This is a genomic window from Synechococcus sp. H55.2 (assembly GCF_047462495.1).
GTDB lineage: Bacteria > Cyanobacteriota > Cyanobacteriia > Thermostichales > Thermostichaceae > Thermostichus.
The window spans coordinates 1-4,966 of record NZ_JANSJH010000139.1 but is presented as its reverse complement, the minus strand read 5'-3'; the positions used below and the strand labels follow the sequence as shown (position 1 = coordinate 4,966).

The following is a 4,966-nucleotide window of genomic DNA, read 5'->3' as shown; positions in this document are numbered from 1 at the left end:
GAGCTTGCTGCCACCTACCCACCCTCGATGAGTCTTTTGGCCAGCTCTTTAAGTTACGCCTACAGCAACAGCGACCTGCTAGTTCAAGCTTTCCTCCAGCACCTACAACTGGTGGCGGTGCCGCTGGGGATCGCGTTGCTGGTGGGCCTGCCCTTGGGTTTTGGCAGCTCCCGCTCGCAGGTGGTTTCCCTCGTGGTGATCAATGCCTTCGGCAGCTTGCGGGTGATCCCCAGCTTGGCGATTTTGTTTTTGGCCATTCCCTACTTTGGCCTTGGCTTTCAGTCGGCGGCGATTGCCCTGACGATCTTGGCCTTGCCCCCCATTTTAATCAGCACGGATGTGGCCTTCCGCAGTCTCGATCCGGCTCTACGCGAAGCTGCTTTGGGAATGGGCATGACGCCGGCGCAGGTGCTACGCCATGTGGAGATCCCCTTGGCGTTGCCGGTAATCTTGGCCGGTGTTAAAACCGCTACTATCGAGGTCATTGCCAGCGCCACGTTGGCCGCCTTTATCGGGGCGGGCGGGCTGGGCAGCTTCATCACGCTGGGGTTTGCCCTCTACGACAACGCTATCCTGTTGGTGGGAGCAATCCCGGTGGCGCTGTTGGCCATTGGTGCCGAAATTCTCCTCGGCGCTTTGCAGCGAGCTCTGGAGCCGCCCCAAGCCTAGGGATCCCATGCTGTTTTCCTCTTCTTCTCCAATGCGCCTGCCCTTCCTCACTTCTCGAGCGGTTCCTTTGCAGGTGGCGCTGCTGTTGCCGCTGCTGTTGGCAGTGGCTGGGGGGGCAGGCGGGGTGGGCTATCTCTCCTGGCGGGCTGGCCGGCAGATGGCGCTGCAGTTGGCCGAGCACCTGAAGAGTGAGGTTAACCATCGCACTGAAGAGCACCTCAGGCGCTATCTCCAAGCCCCCCTTCAGATCAATGCCCTCAATCAAGGGGCAGTCCAGTGGGAGCTACTGCCCAATTTGGCCGCGCTTCAGCCGCAAGATCTGGAGAGGCTTGAGGCCTATTTTGCCCGCCAGTTGCAGCAGTTTCCCGAGCTGAGCTATATCGGCTTTGTCTCAGCGGAGGGGGGGTTTGTAACCGCCCGCCGCCACACCGGTGGGTCGATCTGGACCTACCACACGCCAGGCCTGAAGCCGGGATCCGTCCAGGGCTGCCAGCGGGATCCGGAAAGCGGGGATCCCACCGGCTTGACGCGGCAGTTGGGCTTTGTGGATTTGCGGCGGCTGTCTTGGTTTCCCGAAATCCTGCAACAGGAAGGGGCCCGCCGTACCTGGGTGGTGAGCAACTTTTTTGTCGAGTTTCCCAATCAGAGGCCGGAGCGGCTGATCCTGACAGCGCTGCCCTTGGCCGAGGCGGAGGGGCGGGTTTACGGCAGCTTGGTGGCTGCTCTCTCGGCTCAGCAACTGCAGGCTTTTCTGGAGGATCTGCAGGCCAGCTTGGCGTATCCAGGGGTGAGCTGGTTGCTGGATGAAGAGGGCCAGGTGGTGGCCGGCAGGGAGGAGCTGTCTCCCCAGCCGCTGCTGCTGGCTGTGCAAGAGCAGGTGGGATCCTGGGCAACGGCGGCCTCTGAAGGTTTGCTGCGCCTCAGGGTGGACGGGATCCCTTACTGGGTGCAGGTGATGGCCATTCAGGATCAATGGGGGCCGGGCTTTTATTTCGTCTACGGGATCCCGGAGGGCGCCCTTTTAGCCCCTGTCTATGCCAGTGCTCGGCAGGCGGCCCTGTTGGGGGGTGGGCTGCTGCTGGGCTTTTTGGCCGCCGGGATCCTCCTCAGCGAAGCCCTCTCTCGTCCGCTGCGCCGCCTTACCCAAATAGCGGAGCAATTTGTGCACACTGAGATCCTGGCCTGGCCCCCTGTGGATCCCGGCCCTATCCAAGAAGTGCAGACCCTGGCCAAGGCTTGGCAGCAGGCGGCCACCAACCAACAAGCTTTGCTGGATCGCCTCTGGCAACAGCAGCAGCAGTACCGCGCTGTGGTGGAGCAGCAGACGGAGCTGATCTGCCGCTCTTTGCCCGATAGCTGCATCGCCTATGCTAACCCTGCCTACCTGCGCTTTTTTGGCCGTTCCGCAGAAGAAGCGATAGGTAGCCGTTGGGTGGACTCTCTGCCGCCGCAAGAACGGGAGGCGGTGCTGCAGTCCCTTGCGGCTCTGACGCCTGAGCACCCTTACCACCGCAGCGAGCGGGAGTACCCCGGCGAAGATGGCCAATCCCGCTGGGTGAGCTGGGTGGATCAGGGCATTTTCGACAGCCAGGGCCAACTGGTGGAGATCCTGTCGGTGGGGCGGGAGATCACCGAGCAAAAGCGGATCCAACAGCAGCTAGAAGCCCTCAACCGCGAGCTGGAAGCCCAGGTGGCGCTGCGTACTGCCAAGCTGCAGCAGTCTTTGCGCTTTGAGGCGGTGCTGCGCTCCCTCAGCGGCCAGATGGTGGCCGGCCTCAAGGAGGGGGAGATCCTGGAAGAGGTGGTCAAGAGCCTGGCCGAGGCCCTCAACCTAACCGGCTGTCATATTTTCTTGACCAGTGCCGATGGATCCTCTTGGATCCCGGCTTGCTCGTTTCCGGAGAAGGCGGATCCCGCCTACCTCAACGATCCCGAGCTGAGGCACCTGCTGCACTCCCATGCGTTTCTTGACCAGCCCTGGGAAGTCCACTGCTGTTGTCAAAAGGAGCGAGGCGGGCACTGGGTACAGCTTTTGGCTTGCTCCCTTTGGGACAAGCAAGAGCGGCTGGGGCTGCTGCTGTTGGAGCGGCAGCAGGAGTTTTCCGAAGCGGAGAGACAACTGGCCTATCAGGTGGCCAACCTGTCTGCTCTGGCTCTGCGGCAGGCCCGTCTGTATGAGGCGGCCCAGGCCCAGGTAAAGGAATTGGAGCGGCTCAACCTGCTCAAGGACGATTTCTTGAGCACCGTCTCCCACGAGCTGCGCACCCCCATGACCAATGTGCGCATGGCCCTACAAATGTTGCAAATAGCCCGCGATAACCCCGAGAAGCAGCAGCACTATTTCGCCATCGCCCTCAAGGAATGCAACCGACAAATTGATCTCATCAACGACCTGCTGGACATGCAGCGGCTGGCAGCCGAGAAGTATCTGCTCCAACCCGAAGAGATCTTTCTGCCGCGCTATTTGCGGGATCTGGTGGCGGCAGTTCAGCCCCTGGCCCAGGCCAAAAACCAAAGTTTGCAACTGCATCTAGAAGAGGGGATCCCACCCCTTGAGGCGGATCCCACGGCCCTGGGCCGCATCTTGCGCGAGCTGCTGCACAACGCCGTCAAATACACCGCCCCCGCGGGATCCATCCACCTGCAGGTGGCCTGGGAAGGAGAAGGGATCCTCTTTGTCTGCAGCAACAGCAGCGAGATCCCGGAATCGGAGCTGCCCCGCATCTTTGAGAAGTTCTACCGCATCCCGCAGTCGGATCGCTGGAAGCACGGCGGCACCGGCCTGGGGCTGGCCCTGGTCAAGCAACTGGTGGAGCACATGGGGGGCCAGATCTCCGTCAGCAGCTTGGAAGGATGGACGCATTTTCGCGTTTGGCTGCCCCAAGCCAGAACAGCATCTCACCTGCAGAAACAGAGAAGCGAAAGCTCCCCTCTCCCTGAGGGAGAGGGGCTGGGGGTGAGGGAGTCCCCCAGGGAGAGGGGCTGGGGGTGAGGGGCCACCTATCCCGGCAAAACCTGTTGCTGCCAGAGGGCTTCCAGTTGCACCGTGTATTCGGGGTGGACGATGGGCACAGCGCCGGCGATGGCCTCGCGAATGGGGATCCCGGCGGCAGCTTCTAGCTGGGCAAAGTTGGTCTGCAGCTCGGCAGACAGACGACGGATATCGATCAGGGGCAGATCCCCCCACACATCCGGCTTGAACTTTTCCAGTTGTCCTTCCGGGCTGGCCAAGAGCTCCGCCAAAACCATTGCCCCCCAAGGGTTGGCCGCGTTGATGGGAATGGCCGTGAACGAGGGATCGATCAAGCTGGTGCCGGGGATTCCATAGGGGGTGGTGCTGGGGGGAAACTGGCCGTTGCCCTTGCGCAAGATCACCTGGTCGATAAAGGTGGGGATCAGCCACACCTCGCCGTTGGCAAATAGTTCCGCCAGGCGGGCAAAGGTGGGTGGATAGGTTTGCCCTCGCCGCCACAACAAGGGATCCAGCTTTTTCAGGTAGTCCACCAGAGCGGGGGATTGTTGCGCCCAAAGCTCGGCATTGAACTCCGGCCCGCTGTATTGGGCATGGCCTCCTGTCACACCGTAGAAGGCGCTCAACAGAAAGCGGCTACCGTGAAAATCCGGCGGGGCCACGTAGGCGAACCGGCCTGGATTGGCCTCGGCCCAGGCCAACAATTCGGCATAGCTCCGGGGCGGATTGGGCACCCGTTCGGCATTGTAGGCCATCAGGAAATAGTTGCCGGTGTAGGGGGCAGAATAGCCTTCGGTGGGCAGGCCAAAATCCGTTGCGATATCGGCAGGGTTGTAGAACTGCAGGCTGGGCAGTTTCTGGGCAAAGGGGCCGTAGAGCAAGTTCCCCTGCTTGAGGGTGCGGAAATTGTTGCCGTTGATCCAAATCAGATCAAGGCTGCCGCCGCTGCGCAACCCGGCCTGCACCTCTCCAATCACTTTGTTGACCGCTTCCACGGTATCCGTGAGCGGGATCCGGTTCAAACGAATGTCATGGCGCTCTTGCAACTGCCGCTTGACCCAGCCATCCACAAAACCGTTGATGGCCTCGCTGCCGCTCCACATGGCCCAATTCACCTGGCTGCCCCGCGCCCGCTCCAGGATATCTGCCCAGCTCAGGGATCCCAACTCCACTGGGTTCTCGCCGGTGTTTTGCGCCAGAGGAGAGCTTTGCCCAACCAGCCAAGCCCCTAGGGATCCCAGGCCCGCCAACACCTGCCGCCGCTTCCAGAAAACGCCTTTGGGTTGCATGGCCTCACCTCTGTCTAGGTTCCAGATTCAACTTAAC

Annotated in this window: 3 protein-coding genes; 2 read left to right on the top strand and 1 reads right to left on the bottom strand. The window is 61.5% G+C overall.

Annotated features, from left to right (window positions below):
• Together NW844_RS12140 and NW844_RS12135 are read left to right on the top strand one after the other, a co-directional pair.
• Positions 1–669, top strand: a 669-nt coding sequence (locus NW844_RS12140) for an ABC transporter permease (RefSeq protein ID WP_414335985.1), incomplete at its 5' end; no start/stop codon positions are given.
• Positions 670–676: 7 nt separating this feature from the next.
• Entirely contained in the window at positions 677–3,661 is a 2,985-nt protein-coding gene (locus NW844_RS12135; protein WP_414335983.1) for an ATP-binding protein, read from the top strand.
• Positions 3,662–3,669: 8 nt separating this feature from the next.
• Here NW844_RS12135 and NW844_RS12130 read toward each other — a convergent pair whose 3' ends face one another.
• Positions 3,670–4,929, bottom strand: coding sequence for an ABC transporter substrate-binding protein (locus NW844_RS12130; RefSeq protein WP_414335982.1), 1,260 nt, complete (start codon positions 4,927–4,929; stop codon positions 3,670–3,672).
• Positions 4,930–4,966: the final 37 nt, after the last annotated feature.

Coding starts and splice junctions, on each gene's coding strand:
- NW844_RS12135 (WP_414335983.1), top strand. CDS start 677: ATGCTGTTTTCCTCTTCTTCTCCAATGCGCCTGCCCTTCCTCACTTCT.
- NW844_RS12130 (WP_414335982.1), bottom strand. CDS start 4,929: ATGCAACCCAAAGGCGTTTTCTGGAAGCGGCGGCAGGTGTTGGCGGGC.